19 protein-coding genes are annotated in these 22,479 nt (G+C 34.2%); 10 read left to right on the top strand and 9 right to left on the bottom strand.

All coding sequences use genetic code 11. The annotated features are described in order from the left end of the window. Nucleotides 1-161 precede the first annotated feature (161 nt). Both NLJ00_RS11575 and NLJ00_RS11570 read left to right on the top strand, forming a co-directional pair. Nucleotides 162-1,055 carry a DUF4349 domain-containing protein gene (locus NLJ00_RS11575; protein WP_256637285.1) on the top strand — a complete coding sequence of 298 codons (894 nt, stop codon included), beginning with the start codon at nt 162-164 and terminating at the stop codon, nt 1,053-1,055. A 211-nt stretch (nt 1,056-1,266) separates the two neighbouring features. Continuing rightward, nucleotides 1,267-1,641: a DoxX family membrane protein gene (locus tag NLJ00_RS11570; protein WP_053471099.1), complete on the top strand. Its 375-nt coding sequence runs from the start codon at nt 1,267-1,269 to the stop codon at nt 1,639-1,641. A 56-nt stretch (nt 1,642-1,697) separates the two neighbouring features. On the opposite strand, the gene NLJ00_RS11565 is transcribed toward NLJ00_RS11570, so the two are convergent. The 3 genes from NLJ00_RS11565 to NLJ00_RS11555 form a co-directional block, all read right to left on the bottom strand. Continuing rightward, nucleotides 1,698-2,240: a lipocalin family protein gene (locus tag NLJ00_RS11565; RefSeq protein WP_053471100.1), complete on the bottom strand. Its 543-nt coding sequence runs from the start codon at nt 2,238-2,240 to the stop codon at nt 1,698-1,700. Between the two features lie 162 nt (nt 2,241-2,402). Beyond that, nucleotides 2,403-3,806, bottom strand: a complete 1,404-nt coding sequence (lpdA, locus tag NLJ00_RS11560; RefSeq protein ID WP_256637284.1) for a dihydrolipoyl dehydrogenase — start codon at nt 3,804-3,806, stop codon at nt 2,403-2,405. Between the two features lie 367 nt (nt 3,807-4,173). Beyond that, complete coding sequence (locus tag NLJ00_RS11555) at nt 4,174-4,632, bottom strand: Lrp/AsnC family transcriptional regulator (RefSeq protein ID WP_256637283.1); 459 nt, start codon at nt 4,630-4,632, stop codon at nt 4,174-4,176. A 456-nt stretch (nt 4,633-5,088) separates the two neighbouring features. On the opposite strand from NLJ00_RS11555, the gene NLJ00_RS11550 reads away from it, so the two are divergent. Beyond that, a complete protein-coding gene (locus NLJ00_RS11550) occupies nt 5,089-6,321 on the top strand; it encodes an aminotransferase class I/II-fold pyridoxal phosphate-dependent enzyme (protein ID WP_256637282.1) in 1,233 nt (410 codons plus the stop codon). Between the two features lie 182 nt (nt 6,322-6,503). On the opposite strand, the gene NLJ00_RS11545 is transcribed toward NLJ00_RS11550, so the two are convergent. Then, the gene (locus tag NLJ00_RS11545; RefSeq protein WP_256637281.1) at nt 6,504-8,435 is read right to left on the bottom strand and encodes an amino acid permease; all 1,932 of its coding nucleotides are present in this window, start codon (nt 8,433-8,435) and stop codon (nt 6,504-6,506) included. 336 nt (nt 8,436-8,771) lie between these two features. After that, nucleotides 8,772-11,678 (bottom strand): FAD-binding and (Fe-S)-binding domain-containing protein, encoded by a 2,907-nt coding sequence (locus NLJ00_RS11540; RefSeq protein ID WP_256637280.1) that lies wholly within the window; start codon nt 11,676-11,678, stop codon nt 8,772-8,774. 197 nt (nt 11,679-11,875) lie between these two features. Between NLJ00_RS11540 and NLJ00_RS11535 the strand changes: the two genes are divergently transcribed. Next, entirely contained in the window at nt 11,876-12,685 is an 810-nt protein-coding gene (locus tag NLJ00_RS11535) for a mechanosensitive ion channel family protein (RefSeq protein ID WP_256637279.1), read from the top strand. A 118-nt stretch (nt 12,686-12,803) separates the two neighbouring features. On the opposite strand, the gene NLJ00_RS11530 is transcribed toward NLJ00_RS11535, so the two are convergent. After that, nucleotides 12,804-12,926, bottom strand: a complete 123-nt coding sequence (locus NLJ00_RS11530; RefSeq protein ID WP_256637278.1) for a hypothetical protein — start codon at nt 12,924-12,926, stop codon at nt 12,804-12,806. A gap of 8 nt (nt 12,927-12,934) precedes the next feature. Further along, a complete protein-coding gene (locus NLJ00_RS11525) occupies nt 12,935-13,369 on the bottom strand; it encodes a DUF6896 domain-containing protein (RefSeq protein WP_256637277.1) in 435 nt (144 codons plus the stop codon). A gap of 449 nt (nt 13,370-13,818) precedes the next feature. On the opposite strand from NLJ00_RS11525, the gene NLJ00_RS11520 reads away from it, so the two are divergent. Both NLJ00_RS11520 and NLJ00_RS11515 read left to right on the top strand, forming a co-directional pair. Beyond that, a complete protein-coding gene (locus NLJ00_RS11520; RefSeq protein WP_256637276.1) occupies nt 13,819-14,052 on the top strand; it encodes a hypothetical protein in 234 nt (77 codons plus the stop codon). Between the two features lie 272 nt (nt 14,053-14,324). Continuing rightward, nucleotides 14,325-15,398, top strand: a complete 1,074-nt coding sequence (locus NLJ00_RS11515; protein ID WP_256637275.1) for a hypothetical protein — start codon at nt 14,325-14,327, stop codon at nt 15,396-15,398. A gap of 391 nt (nt 15,399-15,789) precedes the next feature. Here the strand turns inward: NLJ00_RS11515 and NLJ00_RS11510 are convergent, their stop codons facing one another. Both NLJ00_RS11510 and NLJ00_RS11505 read right to left on the bottom strand, forming a co-directional pair. Then, on the bottom strand, nt 15,790-16,746 hold the full coding sequence (locus NLJ00_RS11510) for a DUF3137 domain-containing protein (RefSeq protein ID WP_256637274.1): 957 nt from the start codon (nt 16,744-16,746) through the stop codon (nt 15,790-15,792). Then, a complete protein-coding gene (locus NLJ00_RS11505; protein ID WP_256637273.1) occupies nt 16,746-17,300 on the bottom strand; it encodes a LemA family protein in 555 nt (184 codons plus the stop codon). Before NLJ00_RS11505 ends, NLJ00_RS11510 begins: the two co-directional genes overlap by 1 nt. A gap of 471 nt (nt 17,301-17,771) precedes the next feature. Between NLJ00_RS11505 and NLJ00_RS11500 the strand changes: the two genes are divergently transcribed. From NLJ00_RS11500 to NLJ00_RS11485, 4 genes are all read left to right on the top strand, one after another. After that, entirely contained in the window at nt 17,772-18,980 is a 1,209-nt protein-coding gene (locus NLJ00_RS11500) for an anhydro-N-acetylmuramic acid kinase (RefSeq protein WP_256637272.1), read from the top strand. A gap of 245 nt (nt 18,981-19,225) precedes the next feature. Beyond that, a complete protein-coding gene (locus NLJ00_RS11495) occupies nt 19,226-20,797 on the top strand; it encodes a glycoside hydrolase family 10 protein (protein WP_256637271.1) in 1,572 nt (523 codons plus the stop codon). Then, entirely contained in the window at nt 20,784-22,103 is a 1,320-nt protein-coding gene (locus NLJ00_RS11490) for an MFS transporter (protein ID WP_256637270.1), read from the top strand. The genes NLJ00_RS11495 and NLJ00_RS11490 overlap by 14 nt, the downstream gene beginning before the upstream one ends. 21 nt (nt 22,104-22,124) lie before the next feature. Further along, a complete protein-coding gene (locus tag NLJ00_RS11485) occupies nt 22,125-22,466 on the top strand; it encodes a hypothetical protein (RefSeq protein WP_073487205.1) in 342 nt (113 codons plus the stop codon). The last annotated feature ends 13 nt before the right edge of the window (nt 22,467-22,479 follow it).

Below are 22,479 nucleotides of genomic sequence, written 5' to 3'. Positions count from 1 at the left end.
AAAATTACAACAAAAAAAGACCTTCGATAAAAGATTCCATAAAAATTATTGGCACACATTTTAGTACATCGCTTTTATATTAATTCTCAAACGTTTTTAACAAATCAACCGAATTAATATCAGCCAATTATTTTATTTATTAATCAAATTTTTAAACCTTTATGAAAACAACTGCAAAATTAGGTTTGACCGCCTTAACTATTATTACTTTATTATTTTCCTGCAAAAAAGCAGATTACGATTCTGGGGAATTGGCAGATGCTAAAATGGCCGCAGATACTACTGCAATTTCATCTTCTGATGCCGTCGAACAAAAAGACAGCAAACAGAAATTTATTAGAACTGCTGATATTAAATTCAAAGTTAAAAACGTCGTCAAATCTACTTATGCAATTGATAATGCTGTTCAAAAATTTGGTGGTTTTGTTACTTATACCAATTTACAAAGCAACATTCACGATCAGATTAAAACTAAAATCAGTCAGGACAGTACACTTGAAACCACTAAATATTCTGTAGAAAATAATATTACCATTCGCGTTCCTAATACAAAGCTTGATACTATTATTAAGACCATTGCCAAACAAATTGACTTTTTAGACTACAGAATCATAAAGGCCGATGATGTTTCTATAAAATTACTTGCCAATCAGCTTTCGCAAAAAAGAGGCGTTGTAAACGAAAAAAGAGTTGAAAAAGCAATTGATTCTAAAGGCAAAAAAATAAACGATGTAATAGATGCTGAAAACGCGCTGGCCAATCAAAAAGAAGAAAATGATAATCGAATTATTGAGAATTTATCGATGCAGGATCAAATTAATTTCAGCACGATTACTTTACAGCTTTATCAAAACGAAACCATCAAACAAGAAATAATGGCGGGTGAAAAAGATAGTGCTGCTTATAAGCCTAATTTAGGTATTCAAATTATTGATGCTTTAAAAAGCGGATGGTATATTTTACAGGCAATACTAGTTTTCTTTGTTAATCTTTGGCCAATTATATTACTGATAATCAGCGGATTCTTTCTTTACAAAAAATATTATAAAAAATAAGAAAAGTGTTAATAAAACAACAATTTCATAATAAAAAATTCGTTATATTTGATATAGCATTAAACTAATCCCAAAATAGAATATTATTGATTGTTAAATTCTCAATAAAACAAAGCTTAAAATAGATTTCAGCGTTTTATTTGAAGAATATTGATTTGAATTATCAGCACACTAATTATATCATTTTTAACCTATTCAAATTCTAAGTATTATGAAAATTGCTACTATTATTGTCCGCGTTTTAATCGGCCTTCTTTTGCTGTTTGCTTCTATTTCGTTCTTTTTTAAACTTGCACCGGAACCAGAAACAACAGGAAATTTTAAGGCTTTTAATATGGGTTTAGTTGCTTCAACTTATTTGCTTCCCCTTGCAAAAACAGTTGAATTGCTTTGTGGTCTTTCATTTGTAACAGGTCGTTTTGTGACCTTGGCAAATATTTTGATTTTACCAATTACGATCAACATCTTATTTATCAATTATTTTTTAGCTCCTGAAGGGCTGCCAATTGCTGCCTTGCTTTTTCTGGCTAATTTATTTTTGATTTACAGATATTGGGATAATTATAAAACTGTATTTACACCTTGATTTTGTAAAGTATAAAACAAATAAACCCCGACATTTAAAAATGCCGGGGTTTTTATTTAATTTGATTTATCGTGGTTTACCCAAACCAAGTCTGATATGTTATATCCTATTTCCTGAGCTTTGATTAAAAAATCTGCTTTAATGCTTTCTGGCATTGTAGTTTCTCTGGAAAGTATCCACATGTATTTTAGGCTTTCGCCCGCAACAAGTGCATATTTGTAATCGCTGTCTACCGCAATAACATTATACCCTGAATAAAAAGGACCAAAAAATGAGACCTTGAGCATACCAACATTGTCTTTTTTGACAAACTTGGCTTTCCCGATGCTCTCTTCCCATCTGTCTTTTTTGACATCATAGCCCTTATTATCGACTCTAATGGTACCGTTATCGTTAAGAGAATATTCGGCGGTAACATTATCTAAGTTTCTTTCCCATTTGTAATCTAATCGTGCAATTTCAAACCATTTCCCTAAATACTTTGCCTTATCAAAATTGGTAACAGCAGCCGCTTTTTTAGGAATAGTTGAACCACAAGAATAAAGAACGAATGCAATTCCTGCTCCTAATAGTACCGGAGCAATATATTTGTTTTTCATGATGTAATCTTTTTATTATCATAAAGATACCATCTGAACTACACATCTAATTTACAAAATTTTTCTTGAAGTTTATATTTTTTCAGGCTAAAATTTAAACCCAAATAAAAACCCGTCTCGTTAAAAAACGAGACGGGTTTAAAATATGATTTACGTAAAAAATTATACGTGTATAGCTCTATTTTCAGTAGCTGCCAATGCTGCTTCTTTTACCGCTTCCGCGAAAGTTGGATGCGCGTGGCTCATTCTTGAAATGTCTTCAGCAGAAGCTTTAAATTCCATTGCAGTAACCGCTTCAGCAATTAAATCAGCTGTACGCGCTCCAATCATGTGAACTCCCAAAACCTCATCTGTTTTTTCGTCAGCAAGGATTTTTACAAATCCGTCTAAGTCAGCACTTGCTCTTGCACGTCCTAACGCTTTGAAAGGGAAACTTCCAGATTTGTACGCCACTCCTGCAGCTTTCAATTGCTCTTCAGTTTGTCCAACTGCAGCAACCTCTGGCCAAGTGTAAACTACACCAGGAATTAAGTTATAATCGATATGTGGTTTTTGACCTGCTAAGATTTCAGCAACCATTGTTCCTTCCTCTTCCGCTTTGTGTGCCAACATTGCTCCACGAACAACATCACCAATTGCATAAATATTTGGAACATTAGTTTGTAAATGATCGTTTACTTCAACTTGTCCTCTGTCTGAAATTTTAACTCCGGCTTTGTCAGTGTTTAATCCGTCTGTGTAAGGACGACGACCAACAGAAACTAATGAATAATCTCCTTCAAGGGTAATTGTTTCTCCTTTTGCATTTTCAGCCTGAACGGTAACAGCGTCGCCGTTTCTTTCAACTGATTTTACTTTGTGAGAAACGTAGAATTTCATTCCTTGTTTCTTCAATACTTTAGTCAATTCTTTAGAAAGAGCTCCGTCCATTCCTGGAATGATTCTGTCCATAAATTCCACTACAGAAACCTGAGCTCCTAAACGAAGGTAAACTTGTCCAAGCTCGATTCCGATAACTCCTCCACCAATAATTACTAGGTGTTTTGGAACTTCTTTTAAAGCTAAAGCTTCAGTAGAAGTGATGATTCTTTCTTTATCAATTTTGATGAATGGTAAAGAAGATGGTTTTGATCCTGTAGCAATTACAGTATATTTTGCTTCAATAGTTTCTGATGTTCCGTCTGCTTTTGCAACTGCGATGTGTGTTGCGTCAACAAAAGAACCTAAACCATTGAAAACGGTAATTTTATTTTTTTCCATTAAGTAGTTGATTCCACCTACGGTTTGATCTACAACGGCTTGTTTGCGTGCGATCATTTTCTCTAAATTGATTTTTACATCACCAGAAACCTCGATTCCATGATCTGCGAAATGTGCAATTTCAGCATAATGATGAGAAGAAGATAATAATGCTTTTGAAGGAATACAACCTACGTTAAGGCAAGTTCCGCCTAATGAAGTGTATTTTTCTACAATTGCAGTTTTGAAACCTAATTGTGCGCAACGAATTGCTGATACATATCCGCCAGGACCTGAACCTATAATGACTACGTCAAATGAACTCATAGTATTTGTTTTTATTTTAGCGGTTACAAAATTAAGGAATAAAGTTCTGTTTGAAGTTTAATTTTCAATGTTTTTTGCGTGAAATTTTGGGTTGGGGTTTTCTGCCACAAAGGCTCAAAGACACAAAGTTTTTTGCTTTTTTTTAATCTCGCAAAGACGCAGAGGCACAAAGTTTTTTTACAAAGTTGTCATTTCGACTGAAAGGAGAAATCGCACTAGCGAGTCGACAAAGATTGGAAATATGCTTTGCGGAGTTTCGTGTGCGATTTCTCCTTTCAGTCGAAATGACAAACTAGGCGTTAGACGCACTGCTGTGCGTCTTTACAAAAAACCTTTGAACCTTTGTCACTCTGAACCTTTGTGCCTCTTAAAAAGAAATCACTGTCGAGTTTTTCACTTCACTAATCATAAACATACTTTGTGTACTTCCAATATGCTGCAAACTTGTGAGTTTCGTTACTAAAAACTCTCTATAAGCTTCCATATCTTTTACTAAGACTTTCAGAATATAATCGTAATCACCGCTTACGTGATGGCATTCTAAAACCTCATTTAGTTTGATCACTTCGCTTTCGAATTTGGTTAGAAATTCTTTAGTGTGTTGAATTAATTTTAAATGGCAGAAAACCACAAATCCTTTATCAATTTTAGATTTATCGACTAAAGCTGCATAGTTTTTAATTATGCCTTCTCTTTCTAATTTTTTGATTCTTTCATAAACCGCAGTTACCGAAAGATTAAGCTTTAAGGATAATTCTTTGTTCGTTTTTTTGCTGTCGGTTTGAAGTAAAACCAGAAGTTTTTTATCGATTTCGTCTAAAGTCATGTTTATGTCATTGCGAGGAACGAAGCAATCTCATCCTCTGATTAATATTTATTGCTTGTTTTAAAAAGAAAGAAAATCTAATGGATTACGCTTTTTATATCAAATTTAGATTAAAAATCATAACAAATACATTTTAATAGATTTAAAATCTAATTAATTACCACATACTTGATTAATTTTCTAATTACGATTTACTTTGAATAGAATTTCTTTTGAAAACGAGAGTCCTAGCCCAGATTGAAGTGGAAAGCCCGGAGGAAAAAAGGCATAAGTTTCTTGTTTTAAAAAAGCGACCAACGGAAGCTCTTTTTAGAACATTAGAAACTTTGACTTTTTTACGAGGACTTGAAACGTAAAGCTGGAATAGCTCCTAAAAAAAATGTTTCAGGTTTCAAGTTTCAGGTTGTTGGAACTTGAAACATGAAACTTTAAACAAAACAAACAAAAACTAACTATATGAAAAACTTTAACCCAGCAGACAAAATTCAGGATTTGCAGTACTTTGGTGAATTTGGCGGTGTGAATCCGTCGATTTCTGATTCTTCGACTTATACTTTTCTTTCGGCGAAAACTATGTTTGATACTTTCGAGGGAAATATGGAAGGCTGTTATTTGTATTCCCGCCATTCATCGCCAAGTAATTTGTATTTGGATCAGGCTTTGGCAGCAATGGAAGGAACAGAAACAGCAAATGTTTCGGCTTCGGGAATGGGAGCGATTACGCCTACTCTATTACAGCTTTGCGGTGCGGGCGATCACATTGTTTCAAGCCGAACTATTTATGGCGGAACTTACGCTTTCCTGAAAAACTTTACACCAAGATTCGGGATTGAAACGAGCTTTGTGGACATTACCAAACTAGATGTTGTAGAAGCTGCAATTACGCCAAATACAAAAGTTTTGTATTGCGAAACAGTTAGTAATCCGTTATTAGAAGTTGCTGATATTGCTGGTTTGGCTAAAATTGCTAAAAGACATAATTTGAAATTAGTTGTCGATAATACATTTTCACCTTTATCTGTTTCTCCTGCTAAATTGGGTGCCGATATTGTGATTCATAGTTTGACGAAATATATTAACGGAAGCAGCGATACGGTTGGCGGCGTAACTTGTGCTTCGAAAGAGTTTATTAATGCTTTGAAAAATGTAAACTCTGGCGCAAGTATGCTTTTGGGACCTACAATGGATAGTTTACGTTCGGCAAGTGTGATGAAAAATCTTCGTACACTTCATATTAGAATTAAACAACACAGTCATAACGCGCATTTTCTAGCGGATCAATTTGAAAAAGATGGTTTAAAAACGGTTTATCCGGGATTAAAAAGTCACCCGAGTCATGAATTGTACAAAACTATGATTAATCCGGAATATGGTTTTGGGGGAATGATGACAATTGATGTTGGTACTTTGGAGAAAGCGAATGAATTAATGGAATTGATGCAAGCCAGAAATTTGGGCTATTTGGCGGTAAGTTTAGGTTTTTATAAAACTTTATTCAGCGCGCCGGGAACTTCAACTTCTAGTGAAATTCCGTTAGAAGAACAATACGAAATGGGACTAACAGATGGTTTGATTCGTTTTTCTATTGGTTTAGATAATGATATTGATCGTACTTACGAAATGATGAAGCAATGTATGGTTGAGCTTGGGATTTTAGAATTGTCTAGCCAACGGGTTTTACAGGTTTAACAACTCTTGTTTGTCATTTCGACGAAGGAGAAATCTCCGCGAGAAGCTCTACAAAGATTGGATTCTCGTTAGGGAGTTACTTGCGGAGATTTCTCCTTCGTCGAAATGACAAAAAAACTCAAAAAAGCCGTTTTTAAATAATTTTAAAAACGGCTTTTCATTTATAATTTATAACTCTTAACTTATATCTTCACTACATTAAGTTTACTATTTTTTCTACTGTAAGTAAAGTAAATAAATAGTCCAATTAACAACCAAATTGTAAAGTAAATCCAGTTCCAAACGCTTAATTCGGCCATCATGTATAGACAGCAGATTAATCCTAAAAGTGGAATTAAAGACAAGTTTCTTCTGAAAGCCCAAACAGCTAATCCAACCAAAACGAATAAGAATATCCACATTGGAATTTTGTGTTTGAATAAACTAAATCCTGATTCATATTTAGCAGAATCTGCAATTGGTAAACCTTTTACAACCTCAGCATATTTTACTTCGTCGTCTTGATATTGTCCTAATAAATGTTCTAAATCTGAAGTTTCGGCAGTTTTATTGTTTACTTCGATGCTTTCTAAATATTTGAAAACTTTTTCAGATTCTGATTTATCTAAAGAAGTTACGATTGAAGTAGCATCATAAATCTGTGGCTCATTATTAATAAAAGCCATTGTCGCTTTATTATTGAAAGCAAAAGCGTAATACAATCCCGCAATCATTAAAATCGGTAAAATATATTTGGAATTCACATAAGGCGTTTTAAATTTTCCTCTTGGAATTTCAGGTTTGTTTTGCAATACTAAAACTCCCGCACAAACCAATACAAAAGCAAATAAAGTTCCGATACTGCATAAATCAGTTACCATTGTCAAATTCAAAAATAAAGCCGGAATCGCTACTACAAAACCTGTAACAATTGTAGCGAAAGATGGTGTTTTAAATCTTGGGTGAACGGTAGAAAACTTCTTTGGCAATAAACCGTCACGGCTCATACTCATCCAGATACGAGGCTGTCCCATTTGAAAAACCAATAAAACGCTCGCCATCGCTACTACTGCACTTACGGCAATAATTCCCGACATCCATTTTAAGTCTAATTTATCGAAAACAAATGCAAGAGGATCTCCAACATTTAATTCGTGATATTTTACCATTCCGGTTAAAACCAAGGCAATAGCAATATATAAAATCGTACAGATGATAATTGCCCACATCATTCCGCGTGGTAAATCGCGCTGCGGATTTTTACATTCTTCGGCAGTTGTCGAAATAGCGTCAAAACCAATATAAGCAAAGAAAACGGCAGAAACTCCTTTTAAAACTCCACTAACTCCATTTGGAGCAAACGGATCCCAGTTTGCTGTATCTACATAAAATACACCAACAGCAATTACTAAAAGAACCACACAAAGTTTTACCACAACCATTAAGTTACTTGCGTTACGAGATTCTTTCATTCCTCTGTAAACCAAAGCTGTAATTAAAATAATAATGAATAATGCAGGTATATCGGTAACGAAATGGAAAGATCCAATTGTTGGTGCTGTCATCCAAGCCTCTCTTGCCTGTTGTAGAGCTATACTTAAATTTTCAGGAGATTTTCCGGCACTTATTAAAGCTTCGGCATCTTTAAATCCGTTTGAAGCGGTTAAATAATCCATTTGAATCCATTGTGGTAAATGAATTCCCCCACTCTGGAGCAGTCCGGTAAAATAATCACTCCACGATATGGCGACTGTTATATTTCCTACGGCATATTCCATAATTAATGCCCAGCCAATAATCCAGGCAATAATTTCTCCAAAAGCTACATAAGAATAGGTATAAGCACTTCCTGAAACCGGAACCATCGAAGCAAATTCGGCGTAAGCAAAAGCAGCAAAACTACAAGCTAAAGCAGTAAATAAGAACAAGAAAATAACAGCTGGTCCGCCGTCTGCGCTGGCTTTTCCAATTGTACTAAAAATTCCCGCTCCAACAATAGCCGCTATTCCAAAAGCAGTTAAATCTTTGGTAGTCAAATGTTTTCCAAGCGCATTATGACCATCTGATTCATTCTGAGCAACTTGCTTCAGAATATCCTGTACTGTTTTCTTTCGGAATAAACTTGAAAATGCCATATATGTTTTGTATTATAAATTAATTTAATTCAGTTGTTATGGTTTTATTTTGCAAATAATGCAAAAATTATCCTTATTTCAAATATATAAAACGATTTTGTTTTTACTGAAGTTTTTTTTTGCCACGAAGGCGCCAAGTCACAAAGTTTTTTTCTGCCACAGATTAAAGGATTTTCACAGATTAAAAATTTTAAATTAAATCTGCTCAATCCGCCAAATCTGCGTGAAAAAATCTTTTTAATCCTTTTAATCTGTGGCAAAACTTAAGATAAAACAAAAAATCCGTGTTCATCCGCGTTTTCACGAAGTGAATCCGTATCATCCGCGTGCCATTTCTTAACGCAAACAATTCCTCAAAATACTAACCGGATGCTCTGCCTCACGTTTTGTTCCATCATAAATTTGATGACGGCAACTCGTTCCAGCAGCAGCGATTTTTACGTTTTCGGCAGTGTTTCGTACTTTTGGAAAAAGCGTGTCCTCTCCCATTTGCATGCTTACTTTATAATGTTCTTTTTCATAACCAAAAGAACCCGCCATTCCGCAGCAGCCCGAATTGTAAATCGTAACCGTATTATTTTTAGGAAGGTTCAGCATGGCGAAAGTCGCTTCAACAGAACTTAATGACTTTTGATGGCAATGTCCGTGAATTTTAATTTCTTTCGGTTCTTCAGAGAAAGAATCCGGCGTTATTTTTCCGTCAATGATTTCTTTTTTAAAGAATTCTTCGATTGTAAAGGCATTTTGCGAAATCTTCTCAGCGCTTTCTTTATCCGATGCCAATCGTAAATATTCATCTCTAAAAGTCAAAATCGCCGAAGGTTCAATTCCAATTAACGGCGCATTGCTTGAAATCAAATCTTTGAATATATTGACATTAATATCGGTAATCTTTTTAGCTTCTTCCAAAAATCCTTTTGAAAGATAGGTTCTTCCGCTTTCTTCGTGATTTACGATTAAAACTTCATAACCTAATTTCGTCAATAATTCAAAAGCATCGATTCCGATATTTACGTCATAATAGTTGGTAAATTCATCAACAAACAAATACAATTGTCCATTCGGAAAATCTGTGCTTTTAGGTTTATTATTTTCATACCATTTTCTGAAAGTCTTTTTCGCCAAAAGCGGAACTTGTCTTTCGGGCGCAATTCCCATTGACTTTTTAACAAGCGACTGATTCGAAATAAAATTCGTAATCGACGGAAACAAACTTCCCATTTTATTCAATTTTGCGTTGTTGGCAAAAATTTTACTTCGGGTCGAAAATCCGTTTGCTTTTTGATATTGGTATAAAAATTCCGCTTTTAGAGTCGCAACGTCAACATTACTCGGACATTCACTGGCGCAGGCTTTACAGCTTACACACAACTCAAAAACTTCGTATAATTCTTTCTGATCAAATTTGTTTTCTTTTTCAGAATACGTCAAATATTCACGTAACGCATTTGCTCTCGCACGAGTCGTTTCTTTCTCGTTTCGTGTCGCACGATAACTCGGACACATCGCTCCTCCCGCCGATGACATTTTTCTACAATCGCCAGAACCGTTACATTTTTCCGCAGCGCGCAAAATCCCTAAACTGTCTGAGAAATCCTGAAACGTTTTAATATCCGGTTCTACTCTGCCCGAAATTACACGATGGTTTTCGTCCATTTTCAAAGCGTTGACAATCTTACCGATATTTAAAACCGAATTCGGGTCAAACGCTAATTTAATTCTTTTCAGTAATTCGTAATTCTTATCGCCAATCATAAACGGAATAAACTCGCCGCGCACGATTCCGTCGCCGTGTTCACCGCTTAACGAACCTCTGTATTTTTTTACCAAATGCGCCACTTCCGTAGCAATGGTTCTGAATAATTTTAAATCTGATGTTTTCTTCAAATTCAAAACCGGACGCAAATGCAATTCTCCCGCTCCCGCATGCGCGTAGTAAATCGCTTCCTGACCGTGACTTAACATCATTGCCGAAAATTCTGCAATATAAGCTGGTAAATCACTTAATTCTACCGCTGTATCTTCAATAGAATCTGCTGCTTTATTGTCGCCTACAATACTTCCTAAAAGTCCAAGTCCGGCTTTTCTAAGTTCGTTTGCTTTATCAATATCGGCTCCGTAAATTTTTACGAGTGCGTAACCAAAATTGTTTTTCTCTAAATCAGCAATTAAAGCGTTTGCCTGATTTTCTGAATCTTCTAAAGTATGGGATGCTACTTCAAAAAGCATAATCGCTTTTGGTTCACCAACTAAGAAAAACCTATTTTTAATATGTTCACGATTCGTTTTGGTACAATCTAAAATCGTATCGTCAATCATTTCGCACGTATACAAATGATGTTTCATTGCCACGACAACAGATTCTAAAGATTCTTGAATCGTATGATAATGCGCCACCACCATAATATTATGTGCTGGAGGCAAATCGTCTACTTTTAAAGTAATTTCGGTTGTAAAGGCTAAAGTTCCTTCGCTTCCGCAAAGTAATTTCCCTAGATTTATTGTTGGTTCTGTTCCGCCAAATAATTCTGATCGTAACAGAATATCAACAGCATAACCAGTATTTCGTCTGTGAATTTCAGGTTTCGGAAACTCCTTTATAATTTCTTCCTGAATTGCTTTTACCGAAAGTTCGTCGTAAACACTTTTATAAATTTTATTTTCTAAAGAATCACCTTTGGTTTTCTCGATAAATTCTGCCGAAGTCAATTCGCCAAAAGCCACTTCTGTTCCATCGCTTAAAATCGCTTTTACCTCAGCAATTTTATCACGCGTAACACCATACCGAATCGAAGTGGTTCCAGATGAATTATTTCCCACCATTCCGCCAATCATCGCACGATTTGAAGTTGATGTAATTGGTGCGAAAAATACGCCGTGCGGTTTTAAAAATAAATTCAGTTCATCGCGAATAACGCCGGGCTGAACCGTAACCGTTTTTTTCTCGGCATCGTAACCTAATATTTTGGTAAAATGTTTCGAAACATCAATCACAAGTCCGTCGCCAACTGCTTGTCCGGCAAGTGAAGTTCCGGCCGTTCTTGGTGTAATCGAAATATTGTGCTGTGCCGCAAAACGAATTAATTTACTGATATCTGCTGTCGATTTAGGCAAAGCCACCGCATTTGGCCGAATCCGATACACTGATGCGTCTGTCGAATAAAGTGTTTTATGAAGATCATCGTATAAAAGTGTGCCTTCGAGTTCGCCGGCTAATTGCTCTAAATGAGATTGGGTCAACATGTAAATGGTGCTTTTCTTAAAAAATAATTGCTCAAAATTGAGACAACAAATATAAAAATATAGCTGCTTAAAATGTATAAAATGCCGATTTATCTTAACAGCCCGTCAACATTTTATAAAATTAAAGCCAAATTCTGTAAAGCACCAAAATTGTGAAATGGGTAACTTTAAGATTTTACTTTTTACGCCTTACAATTATGGAAAATTTCGTTCAGGACGTCTTCAAACATTTAGAAAACTATTATTACAGCATTGTCGATCTCACGCCAAAATTTATTCTCGCCATTGTTGTCATTCTCGTTTCGTGGTTTATTGCAACCCGAATTGGTATTTTTACAGGAAACCGACTCAAAGCGAGAATGCACGACCGACTTCTCGCCACTTTTATTGCCCGTTTAATTAAATCGGTTTTGATAATTATTGGGGTTTTGTTCATGTTCAAAATTATTGGTCTTGACGGAATCGCACAAAGTATGCTTGCCGGAGCCGGAATCTCGGCCTTTGTAATTGGTTTTGCCCTTAAAGATATTGGCGAAAATTTCCTTGCCGGAATTCTGCTCGCTTTCAAACGTCCGTTTTCTATTGGCGACATTATCGAAAGCAACGGCGTAAAAGGCGAAGTCATCAACCTCAACCTCCGCGATACCGAAGTAAAAAGCGACTCTAAAATCATTTATATTCCCAACGCACTTTTAATTAAAAACACGCTGATTAATTACAATAGCGAAGGTTATCTCCTGCAGACTTTTACCGTTGGTCTCGAATATGGTTCTGATTATGGAAAAGCAATAGAACTCGTAAAAGAAGTTCTAAAACGAAACGAAGAAGTAACCGAAAAAGATCATGAAGATGCAGCCGTAATTACTGATATTTCCGGAGCGATTATTCAATTAAACATTCGTTATTGGGTAAAAACCGGAACCAGCAGAAAAAGTGCCGAATGCCGTTCAAAAATCATTGCTGAAGTTTTGAATACTTTAAAGGAAAATGGGTTTGTGCTTAAGTAAGGCTCTAAGGTTTTTCTTTTTCCTTGCCTCTAAACCTTACTGTCATCCTGAGCGTAGTCGAAGGCTTATGGAAACGTAAATCCTATTTTTTGGAATTTGGAATTTAAAAATTGGAATTTTAATAAGGAGCAATTTCCTGCTGTCCGCTATATTCCCGATAAACAAAAACTACGGCTAAAAAGCCTTGTTTTTCTAAATCGGGAGATGCCGCTTCCATCAGGGCTAGGGCTCTCGGTTTCATAAGAAGATTTATTGAACAAAAAATGATTCCTGAACAATTCTATAACATTTAAAAACACATCCAAAAGACTTTCCTTCAATTCTTTCGTAAGTTAACCATTCTAAAATTCCTTTATTTATAAGTTGATAGAGTTCATATTCAATAAACTCAGCAGTATAATTTAATTTCTGATATTCAGGATGAGTTCTAATAAGTTCTGTTAAATCCCATTGTGTGAAAGTAATTTCATTTATTGAAATATCATAGGTATAGATAATTTCATCTTTTTTAGCAGTACAGCCACTTCCGTGAAAATGATATTCAATTCCATTAATTGATCCCAATCTTTCAAAGAAGGTTCGAGAAAATGAACATGGATTTATATCTTGTTTGTATTTATCTTTTAATAAAGCTTCAAAGCTTCTGATAAATGTGATGTAGTCGGTTAAGATTTTTTCTATCATAATTTGCAGTTCAAATCTAAATCTTAAAATGTTATTTTCAAAAGAGATTCTCCAATCTTGTCATTTCGACCGAAGGGAGAAATCGCACGAGAAATTACGCAAACATAATCGACAATCTTTGTGGTTACGAGTGAGATTTCTCCCTTCGGTCGAAATGACAAACTGCCTGGAAATTTATTTGAGTTTATCTTTTCTCAAAATAACGCTTTATATTTACCATGCATATATGATTTAGTTTTTCCTAATTCATCTTTTTAAACAATAAAAATATAATCTTTTTCTTACTTAAAATATTTTTTTGATATCTTTACAATCCTAAACACAAAGAAATATGATATCAAAAAAGCTTTTGCCCGTGCGGTATGGTGGCGGTATTGGAAACAACTGCAACGCACTTTGTGGCGTAGGACACCTTAGCTGTGCGGGTTCTTTTCCTAAACACAAAGATTATGATTACAAACACAGTTTCAAAAGAAACTCAAATCAGGCTTTTGAATTTTTTCAACGAAAGAATTGAACCTGTAGAAATGGCTAAAACACTAAGGCAGGTAAATTTCACACTCGCATTAGGTATTATGAGCGAACACGAAGAACTTCAAAACGAAATCACCAAATTAAGAGACAGTTTTTACTGGCTCAATGAATTAGCTGAAACTTTAAATCCTTATTTGGATTTGGAGTAAGAATTTTTAAATGAAAAACCTCGGTTTTAAAAATCGAGGTTTTATTTTCAGTTGCTAATGCTAGCGTTTTTTTCTCGTCATTAAAACACGTAAATATACTTAGTTATTTTTATTATTAAATTACTAATTTTCTCCTCGGTTTATTCTTACATAAGAAAAAGAAAAAAATTAAAACCATAGTTTAAATAACCCTTTTTAGGATGCTAAATTAACCACGAATTCGGAGAATATTTATTTGTAGCATTTTTTATTAAACCATATAAAAGAGATATATGAAAGCATTAGAAATTACGGGAATTTTAGAAAAATTAGATATTGTTGAAATTTTAAAAATAGGTTCAATCGGTTTAGGTTTTCTTTTGGCTTTAATGTCCTATCAATTAATTAAGAGAGAGCAAGTAAAAGAAGAACCAAATGCTTTATTTTTGAAAAGCGCACAAATATTTATGTTCTTTTCAATTATTATAATGGCATTGGGAATATTTTCTGAATTTATAAAAACTAAAACAAGCTTAAATATTAAACTTGGAAGCAATGTTGTAAGTATTAATGAGCTATCATATAGCTCATTATCATCATTAAACACAAATGAATATTTCATCAATTCGGAGTTTGGATTTGCATTTAAAACACCAAATAAGAATTGGTCAAATATTAAATCTGAAAAAGGTGTTGATGGATTATTAAAGATTATCAATACCAAAAGTGAATTAATAACCAAAGAAAATATTGAAACAGGGTTAAAACAAAATCGTATTGGTTCATTAATACTTAATGGCACATATTACTATTTTGAAAACACTGAATCAAAAACTATAGTCTCTGTTACTGATAAAACGGGGAATGACATGATAGATGATTTGATTAAGAAAGAGAGTAAAATACTTTTGGACACAACTTACTTTGGATATGATACAACCGACATTGGAGAAAAAAAGGAATACTTTGAAGAATTGTCAGATTACAGAAGAAAATTATTAGGATTCGATTCTTTTGAAGCAAAAGAATCGTTTGTAGTATCTGTTTTACCTAAGGATTCATTAACACCACCTCTAAAATTACCCAGTTTTTACACATCATATTCAATGGTTCTCGGGTTAAATGTTGATAAATTAGTTGCAAATGAAAAGCAAATTCTAGCAGGCACCGAAATAACTTTAAACAATATCAAGTTAAACAAACAAATCTCAAAATTTCAAAATAAAAAATGGATCATGTTTACAGAAAATGAGAAGTATTTTTTTATTGTTGAAATATCATATTCACCACAAATTAGTTCAAGTACGGACTTATGGGATAATCTCCAAGATACTTTAAATTCTTTTACCCTTTTAACGAATAAATGATCATCTTTCTCATAAACACAAAGTATTTTAACAATTTTTCAAATATAAATATATTGTGTCAATAGTAAAATCTTTAACTAACCACTGTTTCTCAGAAAAATAAAAAAAGTAATAATTAAAAGAACACAAAAAACCAGAGATCCTGATCTTAAAAACTTATTCATCTCGTTTGGAATCTCAAAAGTAATAGTAAATAAATACAGAAAAAGTCCAACAAAAAATAAAACAAAAGTTGAGACAGTCATAGAAACGATTCCTTCGCCAACCGGATTGAGCAAGTCTGAAAATCTCGCTTATTGTGTAGAAGAAAAAAAAATACAAACCAAATCCAATATAAAAATTGGAAAATATAAGCCAGTGTTGCTTTCATAAATGTTTGAATTAAAATTCTCTACTGCTTCCCCCAAATCCTAGTATTCAAATCCAGTTCATGAACAATATCATGCATGAATTTCACAATCGAAAGATCGCCGGAAAGTAAATCGGGATCTAAAAGCGAAGAATGAATAGGTGCTTCAAAATAATTTTCGGACAACGGAAAAGCAATATACATTTTAGAATGTATAAACGAAACCGAAATCGTTTCATCGCATTTGCCGTTTAAGTCCAGAATTCTTTCCATCATGGCAGGCGTTAAAATATATCGCGCTTCGATTTGGTTACTGGAATAGGTTACAAATTTATTGCTGAAATCGATGTTTTCTAATTCGATAATATCGGTATTTCCAAAACTAAAAACGTTTTTAGAAAACCAGGAACCAAAAGCTTCTCCAAAACCTTTTGGGCGAACAACTGTCGAAACATTGAAGTTTTTATTGAAATCGGCCACAAAAACAATTCCTTTAAAAATGGTATGCCATTGTGTACGGGTTCCGTTTTTTGTACTAGTTTCGGTTTTATATTCGGCGTGAACTTCGGCAAACCAAAAAGACGTTTTATCGTTTGTTCCGCTTATTAAATCCTGTGTTTTATAACGATCAGATTCGGTTGTAAAAAGTTCAGAACTTCTAAACTCATATTCAGGAAGTCCGCTTTGAGGCGTTATCGTCAAACTTTCGTTGATATTTTTTAATGCAGATCCTACAACATTGGTTTTATAAGCCATTTTGTATTTCTTAACATCGTCGCCAATTCTAAAATGCATTACGATGCCAGTAATGGCAGAAACGGCAAATCCCAGAAAACCTAAAGTCGGAAACCTGATCAATAAACCAATTATCATAAATACAATGGCGAGACCAAATAAAATGTAGGTGGTTTTATAGGTTTCGGCAATCTTTTTTCTCTCAACTTCTAATGTATTCAAAACCTCCTGCAAGGCTGAATTGTTGCTAATTCCTGAATCCATTAATTATTGAAAAGTTCTTTTGCACTAATATTTTTACGTTCTTCTTCTGGCGTTGCTAAAACATCAATTTTAGTATAATTCAGCATTCCTGCAAAAAGATTTCCTGGAAACATCATAATAGCATTATTGTAACTCGTAACCGAAGCATTATAAGTTCTTCTCGCAGCAGCGATTTGTTCTTCGCTTTCTGTCCAAGTGCTTTGTAGGTTTAAGAAATTGGTATTGGCTTTTAAGTCCGGATAATTTTCAACCGTAACCATTAAACCTTTTACAGCTGTGCTAAGTTCAGTATCTAAACTTGCTTTTTCGGCCTCGGTTAAAGAACCTGAAGTTGCTCTTGAACGAAGCTCTACGATTTTAGTTAAGGTACTTTGTTCGTAATTAGTATATTGTTTTACAATCTCAACTAAATTCGGAATCAAATCAAAACGTTTTTTCAACATTACATCAATAGAAGAAAAAGCATTCGTAACCTGATTTCTTTTTTCGATAAGAGAATTGTAAATGAACACTCCGATTATGATGAAAACAAAAAGGATAATAACTATAATCATGGTTTAAATTTTAATTAGTTTAGAAACAAATATATAAAAACGGGAATAAGTTTTGTTTAGCATTGTGTTTTTATTTAAACACATAGAAACATAGTTTTTTGGGAGTGAATAAAAGGATTAAATAAAATCAAGATTTTACACATAGTCGCATAATATTCTCATTCCTTTTAAAACATAGCCAGTGGTTTTAACCACTGGAAACGCATCGTGAATTATTCTGTGTCAAAGTGGTTGAAACCACTGGATATATTAAATACAAATGTTATTATATCCATTTTAAAACACCATTCTCTATGTTTGTTCAAAAAAAGTGAAACGCCTTTACCCACAAAGAAAAACTATGTCCCTATGTGTTTAAAAACAATTACCTGCAACGTTTAAAAAATAAATCTCAAAGTTTACTTATATTTATATGTAAAAAATCCCATTTTAGCGTTTCGAAATAAAATGCTTTTTTAAAACATCATTTTAATGAATAAAAATATAAGCGCTCTTTATGAAATTGCTCAAAAAGAGACCCGAAAAATACTAGGTTTAATGTCAGGAACTTCGCTCGACGGACTCGATTTGGCTCTTTGTGAAATTTCTGGCGAAGGCGAAAACACGGTTGTAAAAATCGAACAATTTGAAACTATTGATTACAGCGAAGATATTAAAACCGAAATTAGAAAAGTGTTTGCTAAAAAAACAATCGATTTTCAGCATTTGGTTTTATTAAACGAATGGATTGCTGACTTGCATGCCTTAATGATAAATGATTGTCTTTCAAAATGGAATATTTCCGCAAGCGAAGTGGATCTAATCGCATCGCACGGACAAACGGTTCTGCATGCGCCAAAGTTTTTGCATCAGCAGGAAAAATTTCCAAATGCAACTTTACAAATTGGAGACGGTGATCATATTGCGGTAAAAACCGGAATTATCACTTTATCTGATTTCAGGCAAAAACATGTTGCGGCGGGCGGTGAAGGCGCGCCTTTGGCAGTTTATGGCGATTATTTGTTATTCAGTAAAAAAGACGAAAATCGAATTATGCTCAATATGGGCGGAATAGCAAATTTCACTTATTTACCTGCTTCCCAAAACGCCGAAGAGGTTTTTGTAACCGATACCGGAACGGCAAATACTTTGATAGATATTTTTACCAAACAGTTTTTCCCTGAAAAAAGTTATGATAAAGATGCCGAAATCGCTAAAAGCGGAACTGTAAATCAGGAACTTTTAAGTGAATTAAAAAACAATGCATTTTTCCAAAAAAGCTTTCCTAAAACAATTGGTCAGGAATTATTCAACCATGATTTTGTGAACTCGGCTTTAGTAAAATTAGGATTAGAAAACATTTCGGCACCAGATTTGCTTGCGACTTTAACACGCCTAAGTGCCGAGACAATTGCCGAAGCGGTTTTGTTTGTAGTCGAAAATACTAAAACGCCAATCGAAGAGTTTACAGTTTATATGTCTGGCGGTGGCGCACGAAATCCGTTATTGGTAAGCTGGTTAAAGGAATTATTGCCATGTAAATTTGAGAAAAGCGATGTCGTGGGGATTTCAGGCGACGCAAAAGAAGCCGTTTTGTTTGCCGTTTTGGCGAATGAAACCGTAGCGGGAGGAAATTATAATTTTGGTTCAAAAAAAGGAATTCCATCCGTAACAATGGGGAAAATTTCTTTTCCAGACTAAATAAATAAGTTTGCCACAGATTAAAAAGATTAATCCAAATAATCCTTTTAATCTGTGGCTATAAAAAATGATTGTCACGAATTACACGAATTTTTACGAATTATTTTTTAATGCTTTGAGAATAAAAAATTGGTGGAAATTTGTGTAATTCGTGGCAAAAAAACATTTAAAATAAAATAAGCAGAATTCATTGAATTCCTAGCAAAACAAACTATTTTTGGTTCTTGTTAAAATTAAAGATTAAAATGCATAAAAATCAGCACTTACTATACTCAATCATTCTTATATTTTTCTTTGGATTAAAATCTAACGCACAAGAAAAAATAATGCATCCTAAAAATGAATTTAGAGGTGTTTGGATTGCGACTGTAGTAAATATTGACTGGCCAAAAACGGCGACAGATAATGTTGAAAAAGAAAAAGCTGATTATTTAGAAATTTTAGATACCTATAAAGAATTAAACTACAATGCTGTTATCGTTCAGATAAGAAGCGTTGGTGATGCTTTTTATCCATCTGAATTTGCGCCTTGGTCAAGATTCCTGACAGGAAAAGAAGGCGTAGCTCCAAGTCCATATTACGATACTTTGGCGTGGATGATTGAAGAAGCACACAATAGAGGTTTTGAATTTCATGCGTGGCTGAATCCGTATCGAGCGACTTTCGATTTAAATAAAAATCTTTTAAGTCCAAATCACGACGTTTTTAAACATCCGGAATGGATGATTGAATACGGAGGAAAATATTATTACGATCCTGCATTGCCTGAAGTTCAGTCACATTTAACAAAAGTCGTAAAAGAAGTCGTTGACAAATACGATATCGACGCGATTCATTTTGATGATTATTTTTATCCATACGCCGTTCCCGGAAAAGTTTTTAATGACTCGGCTTCGTACAAAAAATATGGTTCAGGTTTAAGTCTAGCAGATTGGCGTCGTGCCAATGTGAGCAACTTTGTACATACTATTTCAACAACTATAAAAGAAAGCAAGCCGTGGGTTCAGTTCGGAATTAGTCCTTTTGGGGTTTGGCGAAATAAATCTGTTGACCCAAAAGGTTCAGAAACGCAGTCAACTGCAAATTACGACGATTTATATGCAGATCCTCTTTTATGGATGGATCAAAAATGGATCGATTATATCTTGCCTCAATTGTATTGGAGCATGTATAATCCTAGAGCATCTTATTCGAAATTAGTAAAATGGTGGGCAGAAAACTCTAATAACACAGCTGTTTATATTGGTCACGCTTCTTATAAAATTAGAGCTGACGGAGATAAAAGCTGGAATTATATAAGCGAAATTCCAACCCAGATTGATTTTGCCAGAAGTACTAAAAATGTTTCCGGAAGTGCTTATTTCAGCGCAAAATGGTTCATGAACAAAAACTTGGATCTTGTTCGTCTTCTGGAAGACAATCAATATCGTTTTCCTGCGCTTCCTGCTGCGGTTCCAAATTTAAAACGTATTATTATCGATACGCCTGTTATTACAGATTTTGCAAAAGATACTATAAAATATTCTTTCAGCATCAAAAGTCCGCTGAATACAAAAGTGCGTTATATAGTAATTTATGGCGGAGAGCATATTTCAAAGATAAATACAAACGATGCTGAAAAAATAATTGATAAAGTAAGGGCTGTTGAAAAAGACGGCGTTATATCATTTTCTATTCCCGCAGAAAAAATCGATATGTATAAAGCTTGCGCTGTAACATTTATTGATTATTTTGCAAACGAAAGCACCCCAACTGCTGCCGACTTAAAAAAGAATTTTAAAATCTATTCACCTGCTCAGCCTAATGAAAACAGATAATAAACCCTGGTTCTGGATTCCACTTCTTAATTTTGCGTCTGGACTGCCTTACGCCGTAATTATCTCGGTTTCGGTAATTATGTATAAAAATTTAGGTATTTCAAATGAAGATATTGGCGTTTACACCAGTTTATTATACTTACCGTGGGTTATAAAACCACTTTGGAGTCCTTTTATTGAATTAAACGGAACCAAAAGAAAATGGTTTTTATCGATGCAGTTATTGATTTCGATTGCCTTCTTATTAGTCGGTTTTACGATTCCAACCAATGGCTTTTTCATGATGACATTGGCAATTTTCTGGGTTGCCGCTTTTGCTTCGGCTTCAAATGATATTGCGAGCGATGGTTTTTATTTATTGGTTTTACCTGAAAATCAACAGTCTTTTTTCCTCGGTATCAGAAGTACTTTCTACAGGCTTTCAATGCTTGCCGGCAACGGTTTAATTGTGCTTTTAGCCGGATATCTGGAACAAAAATATGGCGATAATACCAAAGCATGGTCGTATACAATGATTGGCGTTGGTTTATTAATGACTTTTATAACGATTTATAATTTTGTTTTTACTCCAAGAAATGAAATAAATGTTGTAGCAGATAATAAAGATCATCATCAAAATTTTGGTTCTATATTTGCCAGTTTCTTCAAGAAAAAACAAATTGGTTTAGTGTTAGCTTTTATTCTGGTTTTCAGATTAGGAGAATCACAATTGCTTAAAATGTTAAGTCCATTTTTATTAGACGGGAAAGAAGTTGGCGGGATGAGCTTAACTACTGAATCTGTTGGGATTATTTATGGAACTTTAGGGATTTTTACTTTAACAATTGGTGGCATTTTGGGCGGAATTGCCATTTCAAAACATGGTCTTACCAAATGGATGCTTCCTATGTTTTTGGCAATGCATCTGCCAATACTTGGTTTTATTGGACTTGCTCATTTTCAGCCGCAGGAACTTTTTCACCTTCATATAAATTTATACTTTTTTGAAATAAATTCTCCATTAAATCTGTATACTTGTATTACCGTAATTTTGGAACAATTTGGATATGGTTTTGGATTTACAGGTTTTATGATGTTTTTAATTCATGTTGCCGAAGGAGAATCAAAAACAGCGCACTATGCACTTGCAACCGGTTTTATGGCATTAGGAATGATGCTTCCGGGAATGTTGAGCGGTTTTATACAACAATTTTTAGGCTATCAAAACTTCTTTATCTGGGTTTTTATAGCGACAATTCCAGGTCTTATTTTATCACGTTTTTTAATTTTCCCGAAAGATTTTGGGAAAAAATCTGAAGAAGTTTAACCCCAAATCAAACTCTTACTTATGGAAATCAATGAAAATTTGCAGGCCGAACGCAACTTAAAAGGAGCTGAGTTCGAAAAAACCGGAAATCTTGAAAAAGCAATTGAATTATATGAGGAAAATGTCGCAGAAAGCTTTAAAGGAAATCATCCTTATGATAGATTAGCAACAATCTACAAAAACCAAAACGATCTCGACAATGAAATCAGGGTTTTAGAAAAAGCCATTATCGTTTATGAGGAAATTACAATCGAAGACAGATTAGAAGGCTTACCAAAACTCTTCCGTTTTAAAAACCGATTGGATAAAGCAATTGAAACCAAAAAGCAATTAGCAAAACAAAAGAAAGCAAAATTGAAATAAAAATACTTTTCAA

The sequence above is a fragment of the Flavobacterium panici genome, from assembly GCF_024499525.1.
Classification (GTDB): Bacteria; Bacteroidota; Bacteroidia; order Flavobacteriales; family Flavobacteriaceae; genus Flavobacterium; species Flavobacterium panici.
Note: the sequence above shows the minus strand (reverse complement) of the source record. Positions and strands in the feature narration are given on the sequence as shown.

Excerpts from the sequence above, each read along its gene's own strand:
- NLJ00_RS11575 (WP_256637285.1), top strand. The coding sequence starts at position 162 with ATGAAAACAACTGCAAAATTAGGTTTGACCGCCTTAACTATTATTACT.
- NLJ00_RS11570 (WP_053471099.1), top strand. The coding sequence starts at position 1,267 with ATGAAAATTGCTACTATTATTGTCCGCGTTTTAATCGGCCTTCTTTTG.
- NLJ00_RS11565 (WP_053471100.1), bottom strand. The coding sequence starts at position 2,240 with ATGAAAAACAAATATATTGCTCCGGTACTATTAGGAGCAGGAATTGCA.
- lpdA (WP_256637284.1), bottom strand. The coding sequence starts at position 3,806 with ATGAGTTCATTTGACGTAGTCATTATAGGTTCAGGTCCTGGCGGATAT.
- NLJ00_RS11555 (WP_256637283.1), bottom strand. The coding sequence starts at position 4,632 with ATGACTTTAGACGAAATCGATAAAAAACTTCTGGTTTTACTTCAAACC.
- NLJ00_RS11550 (WP_256637282.1), top strand. The coding sequence starts at position 5,089 with ATGAAAAACTTTAACCCAGCAGACAAAATTCAGGATTTGCAGTACTTT.
- NLJ00_RS11545 (WP_256637281.1), bottom strand. The coding sequence starts at position 8,435 with ATGGCATTTTCAAGTTTATTCCGAAAGAAAACAGTACAGGATATTCTG.
- NLJ00_RS11540 (WP_256637280.1), bottom strand. The coding sequence starts at position 11,678 with ATGTTGACCCAATCTCATTTAGAGCAATTAGCCGGCGAACTCGAAGGC.
- NLJ00_RS11535 (WP_256637279.1), top strand. The coding sequence starts at position 11,876 with ATGGAAAATTTCGTTCAGGACGTCTTCAAACATTTAGAAAACTATTAT.
- NLJ00_RS11530 (WP_256637278.1), bottom strand. The coding sequence starts at position 12,926 with ATGAAACCGAGAGCCCTAGCCCTGATGGAAGCGGCATCTCCCGATTTA.
- NLJ00_RS11525 (WP_256637277.1), bottom strand. The coding sequence starts at position 13,369 with ATGATAGAAAAAATCTTAACCGACTACATCACATTTATCAGAAGCTTT.
- NLJ00_RS11520 (WP_256637276.1), top strand. The coding sequence starts at position 13,819 with ATGATTACAAACACAGTTTCAAAAGAAACTCAAATCAGGCTTTTGAAT.
- NLJ00_RS11515 (WP_256637275.1), top strand. The coding sequence starts at position 14,325 with ATGAAAGCATTAGAAATTACGGGAATTTTAGAAAAATTAGATATTGTT.
- NLJ00_RS11510 (WP_256637274.1), bottom strand. The coding sequence starts at position 16,746 with ATGGATTCAGGAATTAGCAACAATTCAGCCTTGCAGGAGGTTTTGAAT.
- NLJ00_RS11505 (WP_256637273.1), bottom strand. The coding sequence starts at position 17,300 with ATGATTATAGTTATTATCCTTTTTGTTTTCATCATAATCGGAGTGTTC.
- NLJ00_RS11500 (WP_256637272.1), top strand. The coding sequence starts at position 17,772 with ATGAATAAAAATATAAGCGCTCTTTATGAAATTGCTCAAAAAGAGACC.
- NLJ00_RS11495 (WP_256637271.1), top strand. The coding sequence starts at position 19,226 with ATGCATAAAAATCAGCACTTACTATACTCAATCATTCTTATATTTTTC.
- NLJ00_RS11490 (WP_256637270.1), top strand. The coding sequence starts at position 20,784 with ATGAAAACAGATAATAAACCCTGGTTCTGGATTCCACTTCTTAATTTT.
- NLJ00_RS11485 (WP_073487205.1), top strand. The coding sequence starts at position 22,125 with ATGGAAATCAATGAAAATTTGCAGGCCGAACGCAACTTAAAAGGAGCT.